The 14,271-nt window shown below is 64.3% G+C and carries 12 protein-coding genes; 4 read left to right on the top strand and 8 right to left on the bottom strand.

Features of this window, described 5'->3' with window-relative positions:
* The first annotated feature begins 114 nt into the window (after positions 1 to 114).
* On the top strand, positions 115 to 1,788 hold the full coding sequence (locus tag INQ43_RS06370) for a long-chain fatty acid--CoA ligase (protein WP_194037477.1): 1,674 nt from the start codon (positions 115 to 117) through the stop codon (positions 1,786 to 1,788).
* A gap of 64 nt (positions 1,789 to 1,852) precedes the next feature.
* Here INQ43_RS06370 and der read toward each other — a convergent pair whose 3' ends face one another.
* The 7 genes from der to ndk form a co-directional block, all read right to left on the bottom strand.
* A complete protein-coding gene (der, locus tag INQ43_RS06365; protein ID WP_194035628.1) occupies positions 1,853 to 3,250 on the bottom strand; it encodes a ribosome biogenesis GTPase Der in 1,398 nt (465 codons plus the stop codon).
* 34 nt (positions 3,251 to 3,284) lie between these two features.
* Positions 3,285 to 4,496 carry an outer membrane protein assembly factor BamB gene (gene bamB, locus INQ43_RS06360; RefSeq protein WP_194037476.1) on the bottom strand — a complete coding sequence of 404 codons (1,212 nt, stop codon included), beginning with the start codon at positions 4,494 to 4,496 and terminating at the stop codon, positions 3,285 to 3,287.
* Positions 4,496 to 5,125: a tetratricopeptide repeat protein gene (locus tag INQ43_RS06355; RefSeq protein ID WP_194035626.1), complete on the bottom strand. Its 630-nt coding sequence runs from the start codon at positions 5,123 to 5,125 to the stop codon at positions 4,496 to 4,498. Before INQ43_RS06355 ends, bamB begins: the two co-directional genes overlap by 1 nt.
* Before the next feature lie 117 nt (positions 5,126 to 5,242).
* Positions 5,243 to 6,055, bottom strand: coding sequence for a helix-turn-helix domain-containing protein (locus tag INQ43_RS06350; RefSeq protein ID WP_194037475.1), 813 nt, complete (start codon positions 6,053 to 6,055; stop codon positions 5,243 to 5,245).
* Complete coding sequence (pilW, locus tag INQ43_RS06345) at positions 6,055 to 6,834, bottom strand: type IV pilus biogenesis/stability protein PilW (protein WP_228062673.1); 780 nt, start codon at positions 6,832 to 6,834, stop codon at positions 6,055 to 6,057. Before pilW ends, INQ43_RS06350 begins: the two co-directional genes overlap by 1 nt.
* A 58-nt stretch (positions 6,835 to 6,892) precedes the next feature.
* Complete coding sequence (gene rlmN / locus INQ43_RS06340; RefSeq protein WP_194035623.1) at positions 6,893 to 8,158, bottom strand: 23S rRNA (adenine(2503)-C(2))-methyltransferase RlmN; 1,266 nt, start codon at positions 8,156 to 8,158, stop codon at positions 6,893 to 6,895.
* 46 nt (positions 8,159 to 8,204) lie between these two features.
* Positions 8,205 to 8,630: a nucleoside-diphosphate kinase gene (ndk, locus tag INQ43_RS06335; RefSeq protein WP_194035622.1), complete on the bottom strand. Its 426-nt coding sequence runs from the start codon at positions 8,628 to 8,630 to the stop codon at positions 8,205 to 8,207.
* A 246-nt stretch (positions 8,631 to 8,876) separates the two neighbouring features.
* Between ndk and INQ43_RS06330 the strand changes: the two genes are divergently transcribed.
* Genes INQ43_RS06330 through INQ43_RS06320 form a run of 3 tightly spaced genes read left to right on the top strand, consistent with a single transcriptional unit; the run spans position 8,877 to position 13,135 of the window.
* Positions 8,877 to 9,497: a TetR family transcriptional regulator gene (locus INQ43_RS06330; RefSeq protein ID WP_194037473.1), complete on the top strand. Its 621-nt coding sequence runs from the start codon at positions 8,877 to 8,879 to the stop codon at positions 9,495 to 9,497.
* Positions 9,498 to 9,536: 39 nt separating this feature from the next.
* A complete protein-coding gene (locus tag INQ43_RS06325; RefSeq protein ID WP_194037472.1) occupies positions 9,537 to 11,912 on the top strand; it encodes a 3-hydroxyacyl-CoA dehydrogenase/enoyl-CoA hydratase family protein in 2,376 nt (791 codons plus the stop codon).
* A 20-nt stretch (positions 11,913 to 11,932) separates the two neighbouring features.
* Positions 11,933 to 13,135 carry an acetyl-CoA C-acyltransferase gene (locus INQ43_RS06320; protein WP_194037471.1) on the top strand — a complete coding sequence of 401 codons (1,203 nt, stop codon included), beginning with the start codon at positions 11,933 to 11,935 and terminating at the stop codon, positions 13,133 to 13,135.
* A gap of 153 nt (positions 13,136 to 13,288) precedes the next feature.
* Here the strand turns inward: INQ43_RS06320 and galU are convergent, their stop codons facing one another.
* Positions 13,289 to 14,188, bottom strand: coding sequence for a UTP--glucose-1-phosphate uridylyltransferase GalU (galU, locus tag INQ43_RS06315; RefSeq protein WP_194037470.1), 900 nt, complete (start codon positions 14,186 to 14,188; stop codon positions 13,289 to 13,291).
* Positions 14,189 to 14,271: the final 83 nt, after the last annotated feature.

Below are 14,271 nucleotides of genomic sequence, written 5' to 3'. Positions count from 1 at the left end.
GGTTGCAGCCGTCTTGCCACCCATCGGGGCCTATGCTCAAATCTTTGGAACCATGCGCCGTCGCGGATCCGATCCACCGGTCGCGCACGCACCACAGTTATCAAGGGGATCGCGATGAGTGTTGAACGTCCATGGCTCGACCATTACCCGGCGGGCGTGCCCGCCCAGATCGATCCTGACGAGTACACCTCGATCGTCGCCGTCATGGAGGCTGCGATCGCCAGTTTCCGCGACCGTCCTGCGTTTGCGAACTTCGGCAAGTCACTGACCTACGCGGAGATCGACACCCTCAGTGCACAGTTCGCGGCCTACCTGCTCGGCACGCTGAAGCTGCGCAAGGGCGATCGCGTTGCAATCATGATGCCCAACTGCCTGCAGTATCCGGTCGCCACCTTCGGCGTGCTCCGCGCAGGCCTTACGGTGGTCAACACCAATCCGATGTACACCGCCCGCGAGCTGCGCCACCAGCTGGTCGACTCCGGCGCGAAGGTGCTGCTGGTGCTCGACAATTTTGGCGACACCGCCGCGGAGGTGCTCGCCGATACCAAGGTGCAGCACGTCATCACCACCGGTCTGGGCGACATGCTGGGGCTGAAGGGCTCGGTGATGAACTTCGTGCTGAAGTACATCAGGAAGATGGTGCCGGAATACCGTATCCACGGCGCTGTGCGCTTCAACGCGACGCTCAAGGAAGGCGCCAGGCATGCATTGCCTGAAATCGATGTCGGTCCGGAGGACATTGCCTTCCTGCAGTACACCGGCGGGACCACCGGCGTGGCGAAGGGCGCGATGCTGACCCACCGCAACATGGTCGCCAACATGCAGCAGGCCTCGGCGTGGGTCGGTACCAACGTCACGCTGGGTCAGGAAATCATCATCACTGCGCTGCCGCTCTACCATATCTTCGCGTTGACGGCGAACGGACTGGTGTTCATGAAGTTCGGAGGACTGAACTACATGATCACCAACCCCCGGGACATGCCCGGCTTCGTCAAGGAACTCAAGAAGGTCCCGTTCACGGCCATCACCGGCGTCAACACGCTGTTCAACGGCCTGCTGAACACGCCCGGTTTCGATGAGGTGGATTTTTCCAAGCTTCGACTGACCCTGGGCGGCGGCATGGCGGTCCAGCGGTCTGTCGCCGAGCGTTGGAAGAAGACCACCGGCTGCACATTGATCGAGGCGTACGGCCTCACTGAAACCGCACCCGCCGCCTGCATCAACCCGATGGACCTGGCCGAGTACAACGGCGCCATCGGCCTGCCCATCCCGTCCACGGATGCCTGCATCAAGGATGAGGACGGCAACATGCTTCCCGTCGGCGAGGTCGGCGAGCTGTGCCTGAAGGGGCCTCAGGTGATGAAGGGTTACTGGCAGCTGCCCAGGGAAACCGCCGATGTCATGGATGCCGACGGCTGGCTGCACACGGGCGACATCGCCCGGATGGACGCGAACGGGTTCTTCTACGTTGTGGACCGGAAGAAGGACATGATCCTGGTCTCCGGCTTCAACGTGTACCCCAACGAGGTCGAGGACGTCATCGCCATGATGCCCGGCGTGCTGGAGGTTGCGGCCATCGGCATGGACGATGAGCACTCCGGCGAAGTGGTCAAGGTGGTGGTGGTGAAAAAGGACCCGTCATTGACCGCCGAGCAGGTGAGCGCGTTCGCGCGGGAGAACCTGACGGGCTACAAACGTCCGAAGGTGGTCGAGTTCCGCAGTGAACTCCCCAAGTCAAACGTGGGCAAGATCCTGCGCCGGGAGCTCCGGGACGAGCGGCCCAGCTGAAACCGGATCCGATACTCGCGTCAATCCGATCCCCTCCTTGCGAGGGGATCTTTTTTTACGCAGGTCAGCCGCGCTTTACGTGACGGATCAGGCGGCGGCGCTTGGCGACCTGCTTCTCGCTGAGTACGTTTTTCTTGCCTTCGTACGGGTTGACGCTGTCCTTGAAGACAAAGCGCACCGGCGTTCCGATCAGCTTGAAACGCTTGCGGAAGAAGTTCTCCAGATAGCGCTTGTAGCTGTCGGACAGCGTCTTCAGTCGCGTACCGTGGATCACGAACGTCGGCGGGTTGCTCGACGCAGGATGGGCGTAGCGGAGCTTGGCGACATGACCGCGGATGACCGGTGGTGGATTGGCCTCATACGCCGCTTCCATCGCCTGGGTCACTTCGCTGGTGCTGAACTCGCGGGTCGCCGAGGCATGCGCACGATGCACGGCAGCGAATAATTCGCGCAGCCCGGAGCCGTGCGTCGCGCTGATGCGAACCCGCTCGGCCCAATCAACGAAGGTCAATTTGCGGGCCAACAGCGATTCGTTCTGCTGGCGCTGGTATTCGCTCAGCCCGTCCCACTTGTTGACCGCGATCACCAGCGCGCGCCCGGCGTCCAGCGCGTAGCCCAGCACGCTGGCGTCCTGGTCGGTCACGCCCTCGTTGGCGTCCAGCATGACCACGGCCACCTGGCACTGCTCGATCGCATGCAGGGTCTTGATGATGGAGAACTTCTCCACCACCTCGTCCACGCGGGACTTGCGGCGCAGACCGGCGGTGTCGACCAGTCGGTACAGACGTCCGTCGCGCTCCATATCCACCGCGACGGAATCACGGGTGGTGCCGGCAACATCGGAGGCGATCATCCGCTCCTCGCCCAGCAGCCGATTGACGAGAGTCGACTTGCCGACGTTGGGACGGCCGATAAAGGCCACCTTGATCCGCGAAGGGTCGTTGTCCAACTGGGCCGAATCGCCCAGCTCCGGCAATCGCTCCAGGATCACATCGATCAGGTCATCGATGCCCTGGCGGTGGGCAGAGGAAATGCCGATGACATCGGTAAACCCGTAGTGGGCGAACTCGCTCAGTGCGGCGTGGGTTTCCAGGCCGTCGGTCTTGTTGACCACCAGATAGGTCGGACGCGCGGTCTTACGCAGCCAGGCGAGGATGTCGTCATCCAGGCGTGAGGCACCCTGGCGGCCGTCCACGATGAAAAGGACCAGGTCGGCCTCGGCAGCAGCGGCACGGGCCTGGCGCGTTGTCGCGCCGGCAATGCCTTCGTCCTCCCCGCCAATGCCGCCGGTATCAACCACCGCGAATTCGCGCTGGCCTTCGGGGCGACACAGCCCGTAGTTCCGGTCCCGGGTGACTCCGGGCTGGTCATGGACGAGCGCGTCACGGGTGCGGGTGAGCGCATTGAACAGCGTCGATTTGCCGACGTTGGGACGGCCCACGAGGGCGACTAGCGGCAGCATTGGCGGATCCGGCAGGAATGGGGGAGCTTGCTGGTCACTGTCCCAGCCGGTACGCACTCAATTTACCGCCAACGTCCTGCACCACCAGGATGCCGTCAGCCACCCGCGGCGCCGACAGCAAACGGTCACGCCCGACCCGGGTGCGCGCCGCGAATTCACCGGTGTCCAGCGACAACCAGTGCAGGTACCCGTCCAGATCGCCAACCACCGCGTAGTCGCCCTGGATGGCCGGTGCCGTGAGGTTGCGCCGGGTCATCGCAGGCTGCGTCCACATTGCGCTGCCGCCGGTCTTGTACAGACCGACCACCTTGTCCGCGGAGTCGGAAACCACGAGCACGTTGGGACCCACGCCGATCCGGCCAGGTCCACCGTGATCGGAGATCCACATCGGCTGGCCGCTGGGAGCGTCAATGGCAATGGTTTTGCCCTTGTAGCTGGTGGCGTACAGGCTGGTGCCGTCAAGCACCGGCGCGCCGTCGACGTCGGCCATGCGGGAGAGCTCGGTGCGCCCTTCCTGCTGGGCGACGCTCTCTTCCCACAACGGGCGGCCATCGTTGGCAGACAGTGCCACCACGGTGCCATCGTCGTTGCCGACAAAGAGGTAGCCCGGACCGAGCACAGGCGTATCGTTGCCCCGCACCGAAAGCATCGGCACGTCGTGGTTCCAGAACCAGCGACGCTCGCCACTGGCAGCGTCGAACGCGGTGATCCGACCGTCGTTGGAACGTACGAATACCATGCCCATGCCAACGGCGGGAGCGGCGATGATCTCGTTGCCAAGCTTTGCCGTCCACTTCTCGCTGCCGGTGTCGGCGTCCAGCGCGACAACGTCGCCGTCCAGACTGCCCACCGCAACCACACCTTCGCCCACGCCCGGGCCGCCGGTAAGGCGCAGCTTGCTGGGATAGCTCCAGACCTTGGCGCCCGACTGCAGATCGTAGGCGTGAACGCCGCCCTTCACCGCGGCTGCGAACACCTTGCCATTTGCGATGACCGGACCCTGGCGCGCGCCGATCTTGCCCTCACCCTTGCCGACGTTGGCCGACCAGATGCGCGAAGGCTGCGCAGACGGCTGGAATTCAACCAGTGCCGCAGGCGCCGCGGCCTTCTTCTTGTCGCTGCTGAACCAGCCTTTCATCGTGCTGCACCCCACAAGCGCGGTTGCGCAAAGCAGGAGCACGGAGACCCGAACGACCAGTTGACGCGCCGGGGGGCGGATGGTGGAGAGCTTGGATGCAGCATTCATCAGGACCGTACCTCGGAGTCGTCGGGCTTGCCGCCGACTTCCATCAATTTGAGTTCGAGCAGCTTGCGACGCGGCGATGCGACGTCCATCTTGGTCAGCGCGCCCATGTAGGCAGTGCGTGCATCGTCCATTTTGCCCAGGGCGTATTGGGCATCGCCACGCACTTCCAGTGCCATGGCGGTATCCGCGCCGTCGAGCAGCCCGATCGCCTCCTCGCCCTTGCCAGCATCCACCAGCAAGCGGGCCAGACGCTGGTGGACGACTGCGGCGATGCGCGAGTCGCCTGGCTTGATCGCCCGCAGCGTGGCGATGGCCGCTTCATTGTCGCCATCGCGAACCTGTCGGGAAGCGAGCTCGAGACCGGCAAGCTCGGCGTACACGTTGCTTTGCAGGCCGTCGATGCGGGACGCCACATCGGCGTCACCTGCTTCGATGGCGCTTATAACCTTCTGGTAGCGATCGGCGTCTGCCAGCGCTTCGGTGTGTTGGTGGTGGCCCCACCACTTCCAACCGCCGATCGCGGCAAGTCCGAGCACGATGCCGCCCACCAGGGCAACGCCGTTCTGTCGCAACCACGCCAATACGCGTTCGCTCTGCTCGTGTTCGTCTAGCGGATCGTCAATTGCCATCTGGGGTCGCCATGCTGTCCGGATCCGCCGGAACAGACGGATCGTTGATTACGAACGGCCCGCGCAGCGGGCCGGTGAGGAAGTGCCGGATTGGAGCGACGATGCCGTTGTGGCTGATCAGTCGCTGGTCGGCACAAGTGAACCGTCAGAGGATAGCTTAAAGCGGGCGACGTTCGCGCGGCTGAATGCCTCCAGATCCACAGGTTTGCCGTTCTGCCTGGCTTTGATCGCGGCGATGTTCCCGAGCACGATCCGCAGGTCTTCCCGGGCGTCCCACTGCCTCTTCTCGCCACTGCCGATGACGGCCTGCTCGAGTACCTCGCCCGTGGACGTGGTCACCTGCAACCAGCTGTCATCGGTAAACGTCAACGACAGACCCTGCGGCTCCGTAGCAGCAGGCGCGCGGATGGCTGCCATGGAGGCGATGACCGGCGTGCGCTCCTGAACCGAGGCGTCGGCCTGCGATGCCGGATCGCCCATTCCCGCGGCAAAGGACGGGATATCCAGTGACTGCACTTCCGGCATGCTGGACAGATGCGGCTTGGTTGCCAACCACACGGGCACCACGATGAACGCGGTGATTGCGATATAGATACCGCGGCGCGCCGCCTGCTCGAACATATGGCGGTATTTGGGCGTATGGGTATGGCTGACGAGTTCTGCAGGTCGAACTTCATTGACGCCCGACCTGACAAGATCCTGCTCGATGTCGACGCCGAGCATTTTTGCGTAACTGCGCAGGTGGCCGCGGACAAAGACACTCGGCTCGGACTGCCACTCGTCGTTTTCCAGGGAGCGCACCACTCGCACCGGCATCTTCAGGCGTGCGGAAGCCTGCTCAAGCGTGATCCCGGCACTTTCACGCGCACGCGCAAGCCGTGCGCCACAACGTTCGGCATCATCCGATCGCCTATCGTTCGACTGTCCCATCACTTTCCGATTTCCCCGTTTCCGGAACCCGGTACGGCCGGGAACTCCGCCCCCACCCGTTGAACATATCTATCGGCGGCTTCCTTGTCGCCAAGCTTTTCTTCAATCTGTGATGCAAGCACGAGGGACCGCCGGTCCGCCGGAGCGGCCGCCAGGCGTCGTTGCGAGAATGCTCGTGCACGGAAAGCGTCGCCAGCGCGGAACGTTCGCTCGGCCATGGCGCCCAGTGCCACCGGATTCTCCGGGTCCAGTTCAAGGGCACCTGTGAGGTAGCGCTCTGAGTGGGCATCCTGCCCGGCGTCAGCGGCGCAGGCTCCGGAATTCGCCATTGCGATGGCGGGTGTGCGATAGCCCGGATCCGCCAATGCGCGGTCGAACCACTCCAGTGACTCCTGCGCGCGGCCACTGGCGCACAACCAGGTGCCGTAGTTGTTCGCGAAGCTTCCCTGCCGCGGCTCAAGATCAATCGCGCGCCGGTAGTGTTTGCCTGCCGCGGCGGAGTCGCCCCTGCGCTCGGCAACCAGGGCGGCCAGGGTGTGGGCCGAAGCGTTGTCGGGCGCCATGCGGACCGCCTGATCGGCCGCCTTCGCGGCGCCCGCAAGATCGCCCTGCGACAGTGCGACCTGACCCTGCTGGATCAAGACGCGGGATTTCGCGGCCGGAGAATCGTAGCTGTCCGGGGTCATCCGCACCTCGGGCGCCTTGCGATCCATCCCGCTGCGCGCGAGTTTGGGTTTGACGAAGCTCAAGCGACTGCAGGCAGTGGACGCAAGTACCACGGCGACCAACACCGCTATCAACGCGTTCGCCCCGGACGGGCGATTGGACCTGAGCCCCTCAGACACCGGCTTCTCCTGCGCCCTGCTCGGCCAGCATCTTTCGGAACGTTGCCTGTCGTCGCGTGCGGTCCATGACCTGCCCCTTGAGCTGGCCGCATGCGGCATCGATGTCGTCGCCGCGGGTGCGACGCACGGTGGTAAGCACCCGGGCCTGCTGCAGCAACTGCTGGAAGGCGCGGATGTCTTCCTCGTCGGAGCGCTCGTACCGCGTGCCCGGGAACGGATTGAACGGGATCAGGTTGACCTTGGCCGCATCCTTCATCTGGGTTGCATTGTCGAACTGCTTCATCAGGCGCGCGAGCTGGCGCGCATGCTCGGGCTGATCGTTGACGCCGCGCATCAGGGTGTACTCAAAGGTGATGGACGAGCGCGGCTTGCGCATGACATAGCGCTCGCAGGCGGCCATCAGCTGGGCGATCGGGTACTTCTTGTTCAGCGGCACCAATTCGGTGCGCAGCTCATCGTTGGCCGCGTGCAGCGACACCGCCAGCGAGACATCACTGAGCTCGCCCAGCTTGTCGATCATCGGGACCATGCCGGCGGTGGAAAGCGTCACGCGCTTGTTGGCGAGCCCGTAACCCAGGTCGTCGCGCATGATGCTCATCGCACGGACCACGTTGTCGAAATTCATCAGCGGCTCGCCCATGCCCATCATCACCACGTTGGTGAGGCGGCGGCGCTGGTGGGGCATGTTGCCCAGGTGGCGGGCGACTACCCACACTTGGCCGATGATCTCGGCGGTGGTGAGGTTGCGGTTGAAGCCCTGGGTGCCGGTGGAGCAGAAGGAGCAGTTCAGCGCGCAGCCCACCTGGCTGGACACGCAGAGCGTGCCGCGCCCCTTCTCGGGGATGAAGACCGCCTCGATGGCGTTCTTCGGGTCCATCCCGATCAACCACTTGTGGGTGCCGTCCACGGACGGCTTCTCGGTCAGCACGATCGGCGCGCGGACTTCAGCGTGCGCGTGCAGCTTGGCCCGCAGCGCCTTGCCGAGGTCCGTCATCTCGTCGAAATCGGTGACGTAGCGATGATGGATCCACTTCATGACCTGGTGGGCGCGGTAACGCTTTTCGCCCAGCACGCCTTCGAAGAAGTCCTCCAGCTGCGTGCGGTCCAAGTCAAAGATGTTCTTCCGGGGAGCAGCGCTTGCTGCTCCCGGAAGTGCCTGTGATGTCGTATCCGCGGCGGCACCGGTCACAGCCTGGCCTTCCGCCACAGGCGAAGCGGTCAGCTGGATGTCGATGGTGTTGTCGCGGTTGGCGGTCATGGCATGGGTACTGCGTGTTGCGTTCCCGGCGGCCGGGAGTGGATGGTCAGCGCGAGTAGACGTCGGTGGCCGGGAAGAAATAGGCGATCTCGATCGCGGCGTTCTCCAGGCTGTCCGATCCGTGCACCGCATTGGCGTCGATGCTGTCGGCGAAGTCGGCGCGGATGGTGCCCGGTGCGGCGTCCTTCGGGTTGGTGGCGCCCATCAGGTCGCGGTGCTTGAGGACAGCACCCTCGCCTTCCAGCGCCTGGATCATCACCGGCCCGGAGCTCATGAAATCGACCAGCGCGGCAAAAAACGGACGTTCACGATGGACTGCGTAGAAGCCTTCGGCTTCGTCCTTCGAAAGATGCTTCATCTTCGAGGCGACGACCTTCAGGCCCGCCTTTTCGAAACGGCTGTAGATCTCGCCGATCACATTCTTGGCAACTGCGTCGGGCTTGATGATGGAAAGGGTACGCTCCAGCGCCATGGAAAATCTCCGGTTGGGCGGGCGGCACCCCGTATGTCAGGGATACGCGCCAAAGGATAACAGGAAAACCCGCGTACTGACGCGGGTTTGGCCGTAATGGCTGCCACGGATTCTACCGGAAATCCGCTTGCGCAATGCACGCATCGGGATTGAATTTGACGGCAGCGGCCCTGGCCCCTAGCATCCAAACAAGCGTTTGATTCATCTTGCGCAACCGCACCGGTCGCGCTGGTTCAGGATGCCGCCATGTCTTCCAACACCCAGTTCTCCACCAAGGACCGCATCCTGACTGCGGCAGAGGAGCTGTTCGCCCAGCACGGGTTCTCTGGTACCTCCCTGCGCCAGGTCACAGGGCGCGCCGACGTCAACATCGCGGCGGTGAACTACCACTTCGGCAGCAAGGAAAACCTCGTCAACGAGGTCTTCCGGCGACGCATGGACGAGATGAGCGCGCAGCGCCTGGTGGCGCTGAAAGCCGCGCTGGACGAGCACCCGGGCGATCTGGAGCCGATCCTTGCCGCCTTTATCGAGCCAGCGCTTGCCGTCGCCCTGCATCGCCAGGGCGGCGCCGCGTTCGTGCGTGTCATCGCCCGCGCCTACGCGGAAAAGAACGACGGCCTGCGTACGTTCCTGTCCGAGCGTTACGGGCACGTGCTGCGCGACTTTGCGCGTGCCATCGGTGGCTGCCTGCCCGGCCTGAGCAAGGAGGAGCTGTACTGGCGTCTGGACTTCCTCGCCGGCGCATTGACCTACGCAATGGCCGATTTCGGCCTGATCAAGCGCCCCGGCGGGGTGCAGGAGAAGGCCCATGCGGAACGGGCGGCACGCGAACTCATCCGCTTCGCCGCGGCCGGATTCAAAAAATGATGGTTGACATAAGACAATCCAATCAAGGAGTTACAAGTAATGTCTAATAAACTACTTGTCCGGCGTGCGGCCGTTCTGGGCGCAGGCGTCATGGGCGCTCAGATTGCTGCGCACCTGACCAATGCCGGCGTCGACACGGTGCTGTTCGACTTGCCGGCCAAGGAAGGAAACCCCAACGGCATCGTCGACAAGGCGATCGCCAACCTCGCCAAGCTCAGCCCCGCTCCGCTGGCGGACAAGCGTCTTGCCGGCCGTATCACTGCGGCCAATTATGAGACCGGCCTGGAGAATCTCGCCGACTGCGACCTGATCATCGAAGCAATCGCCGAGCGCATGGACTGGAAGCAGGACCTGTACCGCAAGGTTGCCCCGCACGTCGCAGATCACGCCGTGCTGGCCAGCAATACCTCCGGCCTGGGCATCAACAAGCTGGCAGAAGTATTGCCCGAGCAGTTGCGTCCCCGCTTCTGCGGCGTGCATTTCTTCAATCCGCCGCGCTACATGCATCTGGCGGAACTGATTCCGGCCCGCACGACGGACGCAGGCGTGCTCGAGTCGCTGGAAACCTTCCTGACCACCACCCTGGGCAAAGGCGTGGTGATCGCCAAGGACACGCCGAACTTCATCGGCAACCGCGTCGGCGTGTTCTCGATGCTGACGGCGATGCATCACACCAAGCAGCTCGGACTTGGCTTCGATACGGTGGATGCGTTGACCGGGCCCGCCATCGGGCGCCCGAAATCGGCGACCTATCGCACGGCAGACGTGGTCGGGCTGGACACCATGATGCACGTCATCCAGACGATGGCGGACACCCTGCCCGACGATCCGTGGCACAAGTATTTCAAGGCGCCAAAATGGCTCGCAGCGCTGGTGGAGAAGGGCGCTCTGGGTGCCAAGACCGGCGCCGGGTTCTACACCCGCAAGGGCAAGGACATCCTGGTGCTCGACCTGGAAGCGCAGGACTACCGTCCCTCCGCTCCGGAGTTGGATCCGGACGTCGCAGCGCTGCTCAAGGAACGCGATCCCGCGAAGAAGTTCGCCGCCCTGCGCGCGAGCGAGCACCCTCAGGCGAAGTTCCTCTGGGCGTGCTTCCGCGACACCTTCCACTACAGCGCGTTCCACCTCAAGGACATTGCCCAGACCGCGCGCGACGTGGATCTCGCGATGCGCTGGGGTTATGGCTGGTCGGTCGGTCCGTTCGAGAGCTGGCAGGCAGCGGGCTGGAAGCAGGTGGCCGACTGGATTGCCGAGGACATCGTGGCCGGCAATGCGATGAGTACTGCCACCCTGCCCGACTGGGTCTTTGACGGCCGCGAGGGCGTCCACGTCGCCGATGGCAGCTACAGCCCCGGCCGCGACGCGATCGTGCCGCGCTCGTCCAACCCGGTGTATGCGCGGCAGCGGTTCCCGGACGCGCTGCTGGGCGAGAAGCCCTCACAGGGACGCACCGTGTTCGAGAACGACGGCGTGCGCATGTGGGCCGATGAAGGCGACGACATCGCCGTGGTCGGCTTCAAGACCAAGATGAATACCGTCTCCGACCACGTGCTCGATGGACTGCAGGAAGCGATTTCCCGCGCGGAGAAGGAGTTCTCCGGACTGGTCATCTGGCAGGCCAGGGAGCCCTTCTCTGCCGGCGCGGACCTCTCAGGAGCGCTGGGATTGCTGCAGGCCAACGACATCAAGGGCTTCGAGTCGATGGTCGCCAACTTCCAGCGCACCAGCCAGCGGATCAAGTACTCGCTGGTGCCGGTGGTTGCCGCCGTGCGCGGCCTGGCATTGGGCGGCGGCTGCGAGTTCCAGATGCATGCGGCGCGCACGGTGTTCGGGCTGGAGAGTTACGTCGGGCTGGTGGAAGCGGGCGTCGGCCTGCTGCCCGCCGGCGGCGGCCTGAAGGAGCTCGCCGTGCGCGCATCCGATGCGGCCGGGCCCAACGGCGATGTCTTCGCCGAGCTCAAGAACGTGTTCGAGACCATCGCCATGGCCAAGGTGGCGACCTCGGCCATGGAGGCCAAGTCGCTGGAGCTGGCGCGCGAGGACGACGTGGTCGTTTTCAATGCCTTTGAGCTGCTCCACGTCGCCAAGGCGCACGCCCGCGCCCTGGCGGAATCCGGCTACCGCCCGCCCCTGCCCGCTCGCCGGATCCAGGTGGCAGGCGATGTCGGCATAGCGACTTTCAAGATGCTGCTGGTGAATATGCTCAAGGGCCGGTTCATCTCTGAACACGATTACGAGATCGCCAGCCGCATCGCGACCGTCATGTGCGGCGGCGAAGTCGACCGCGGATCGCTGGTCGACGAGGAGTGGCTGCTGAAGCTGGAACGCGAACATTTTGTCGAGCTGGCGCAGATGCCCAAGACCCAGGCCCGAGTGGCCCACATGCTCAAGACCGGCAAACCCCTGCGCAACTGAGTGACGACGAGGACAACACCATGACCAAGCAAGTACAAGACGCCTACATCGTCGCCGCCACCCGCACGCCGGTTGCCAAGGCCCGTGGCGCGTTCCGCAATACCCGACCCGATGACATGCTCGCCCACGTGCTCAAGGCCGTCATTGCCCAGGCACCGGGAATCGATGTGAGCCGGATCGATGACGCAATCATCGGCTGCGCGATGCCCGAGGGCGAGCAGGGAATGAACGTGGCCCGCATCGGCGTGCTGCTGGCAGGCCTGCCCGACACGATCGCGGCGCAGACCATCAACCGTTTCTGCTCCTCCGGCCTGCAGGCGGTGGCGCTGGCGGCCGACCAGATCCGTCTCGGCAACGCCGACCTGATGCTCGCCGGCGGCACCGAGTCGATGACCATGGTGCCGATGATGGGCAACAAGATCGCGCTATCACCCAACGTGTTCAAGGACGACCACGTCAACATCGCTTACGGCATGGGCATCACTGCCGAGAAGGTTGCCGAAGAGTGGAAAGTGAGCCGCGAGGACCAGGATGCGTTCGCGCTGGAATCCCATCTGAAGGCGCTGGCAGCAATTGAAGCCGGTGAGTTCCGCGACGAGATCACTCCGCTGGAGGTCATCTCGCACGTTCCCGACCTTGAGCGCGACAGCATCCGCGAGAAACGCACGCTGGTCGACACCGACGAGGGCCCGCGCGCCGGTTCCACGATTGAAGGCCTGGCCAGGTTGCGGCCCGTTTTCCGCAACGGACAGTTCGGGGGCACGGTAACCGCGGGCAACAGCTCGCAGATGTCCGACGGCGCCGGCGCGATCCTGCTCGCCTCGGCCCAGGCCATCAAGGATTATGGCCTGACGCCGCTGGCCCGTTTCGTCAGCTTCTCCGTTGCCGGAGTGCGGCCGGAGGTGATGGGCATCGGCCCGATCGCCGCGATTCCCAAGGCGCTCAAGCAGGCCGGCCTGACCAAGGACCAGATCGACTGGATCGAATTGAACGAGGCGTTTGCGGCGCAGGCGCTGGCCGTGATCCGCGACAGCGAGCTGGATCCGGCCAAGGTCAACCCGCTGGGCGGAGCGATCGCGCTGGGTCATCCTCTGGGCGCGACCGGAGCGGTCCGCACCGCGACGATCCTGCACGGGATGCGCCGGCGCCAGCAGAAGTACGGCCTGGTGACGATGTGCATCGGTACCGGCATGGGTGCTGCGGGCATCTTCGAAGCGCTGTAAGCAGAAGCGCTGCAAAAAAACCTGTGCACTGAAACAAGCGAAGGGAGCCGGGCGAAAATGCACGGCTCCCTTCGTTTTTATTCGCCCGAACCTTGGCTGGCGCTGGGTGTTTCAGCGCCCCCCCGAGACGCTCTGCGCCAACTACGGGACGGCCTACTCCAGTTCGCGCAGACCCATTTCATTCAGTGCGTCGCGCATCATTCCCTGCGCTGCCTCGCTGAGCTTCTCGTGGTCCAGCGCGTAGCGGATGGTGGCGCCGATCAATCCAAGATGCGTCCCGCAATCGAAACGCGTCCCCTGGAACCGGTAGGCGTCGACGGCCTCCTCCACCAGCAGCGTAGCAATGGCGTCGGTGAGCTGTATCTCGCCCCCTGAGCCCGGGGTGGTGCCTTCCAGCAACTCGAAGATACGCGGACTGAGCACGTAACGACCGACCACGGCCAGGGTGCTGGGAGCATCGGCCGGACTCGGCTTTTCGACGATGGCGCGGATGCGCCCCTGCCGGCCGCTGAATTCGTCCGTGGCGACGATGCCATAGCTACCGGTCTTCTCCCGCTCCACATCCTGCACTGCGATCACGCTGGCACCACTGGACTCGGCGGCATCGGCCATCTGCTTCAACGCACCCGCGCCCCGGTTCCAGATCAGGTCGTCGGGGAGGATGACCGCGAACGGTTCATTGCCGATCACCGGCTTGGCGCACAGCACCGCGTGACCCAGGCCGAGCGCTTCGGTCTGGGTCACGAACACCGCGCGCACACCTGGCGGAAGCGGGTTGCGCACGAGCTCCAGTTGTTCCAGTTTCCCCGCCGCTTCCAGCTTGTCTTCCAGCTCGTAGGCCTTGTCGAAGTAATCGGCGACGGCATGCTTGTAGCGGTTGGTCACGAACACCAGGGTGTCGCAACCGGCCTCGATCGCCTCATCGACTGCGTATTGGATGAGTGGCCGGTCGATGATCGGCAACATCTCCTTGGGCACGGTCTTGGTGGCGGGAAGGAAACGGGTCCCCAGTCCTGCGACCGGGAACACCGCCTTGCGAATACGTTGGGACATCAATTCTTCCTTGAAGCGTGGGAGGGGAACGCCACCACCGTGGTGGGAGCGGCGACCGAGACCGCGTGCGATCCGATCGGCTG

The sequence above is a fragment of the Lysobacter sp. H23M47 genome (assembly GCF_015209765.1).
GTDB classification, from domain to species: domain Bacteria; phylum Pseudomonadota; class Gammaproteobacteria; order Xanthomonadales; family Xanthomonadaceae; genus Novilysobacter; species Novilysobacter avium.
The sequence above is the reverse complement of the archived record's forward strand: the minus strand, read 5'-3'. Positions and strand labels throughout refer to the sequence as shown.

Excerpts from the sequence above, each read along its gene's own strand:
- INQ43_RS06320 (WP_194037471.1), top strand. The coding sequence starts at position 11,933 with ATGACCAAGCAAGTACAAGACGCCTACATCGTCGCCGCCACCCGCACG.
- INQ43_RS06355 (WP_194035626.1), bottom strand. The coding sequence starts at position 5,125 with ATGGCAATTGACGATCCGCTAGACGAACACGAGCAGAGCGAACGCGTA.
- galU (WP_194037470.1), bottom strand. The coding sequence starts at position 14,188 with ATGTCCCAACGTATTCGCAAGGCGGTGTTCCCGGTCGCAGGACTGGGG.
- INQ43_RS06370 (WP_194037477.1), top strand. The coding sequence starts at position 115 with ATGAGTGTTGAACGTCCATGGCTCGACCATTACCCGGCGGGCGTGCCC.
- INQ43_RS06325 (WP_194037472.1), top strand. The coding sequence starts at position 9,537 with ATGTCTAATAAACTACTTGTCCGGCGTGCGGCCGTTCTGGGCGCAGGC.
- der (WP_194035628.1), bottom strand. The coding sequence starts at position 3,250 with ATGCTGCCGCTAGTCGCCCTCGTGGGCCGTCCCAACGTCGGCAAATCG.
- ndk (WP_194035622.1), bottom strand. The coding sequence starts at position 8,630 with ATGGCGCTGGAGCGTACCCTTTCCATCATCAAGCCCGACGCAGTTGCC.
- rlmN (WP_194035623.1), bottom strand. The coding sequence starts at position 8,158 with ATGACCGCCAACCGCGACAACACCATCGACATCCAGCTGACCGCTTCG.
- bamB (WP_194037476.1), bottom strand. The coding sequence starts at position 4,496 with ATGAATGCTGCATCCAAGCTCTCCACCATCCGCCCCCCGGCGCGTCAA.
- INQ43_RS06330 (WP_194037473.1), top strand. The coding sequence starts at position 8,877 with ATGTCTTCCAACACCCAGTTCTCCACCAAGGACCGCATCCTGACTGCG.
- INQ43_RS06350 (WP_194037475.1), bottom strand. The coding sequence starts at position 6,055 with ATGGGACAGTCGAACGATAGGCGATCGGATGATGCCGAACGTTGTGGC.